This is a genomic window from Xanthovirga aplysinae (genome assembly GCF_009711365.1).
Classification (GTDB): domain Bacteria; phylum Bacteroidota; class Bacteroidia; order Cytophagales; family Cyclobacteriaceae; genus Xanthovirga; species Xanthovirga aplysinae.
Genome location: NZ_SMMB01000047.1, coordinates 1 through 247 on the forward strand (window position 1 = coordinate 1; position 247 = coordinate 247).

The 247-nt window shown below is 36.8% G+C and carries 1 protein-coding gene; it reads right to left on the reverse strand.

The genetic code is table 11. The features are described 5' to 3' along the window. A partial coding sequence (locus E1171_RS22950; protein ID WP_187696068.1) for a hypothetical protein occupies nucleotides 1–247 on the reverse strand: 247 nt, incomplete at both ends.

Genomic DNA, 247 nt, shown 5'->3' on the forward strand with positions numbered 1-247 from the left:
TTCCTGTTCTGTTAATAAGGTTCCATTTAGTAAATCTATATATCGATTTTTCCATCCCTCAACCTCCCAATACCCTGGCACGCAAGAAGGAGAAGGATGTAACCCATTCAACCTCCATTTGATTTGAAAATAGTTGGTAAGAGCAGATACCTCCTTAAGGCTTAAAGTAAAACTCGTTCCCGTTTCCTCGTAAAAAATTCCATGTTCGCTATAAAGTTCTCTTTTATCATAAATCACCACTTTCATA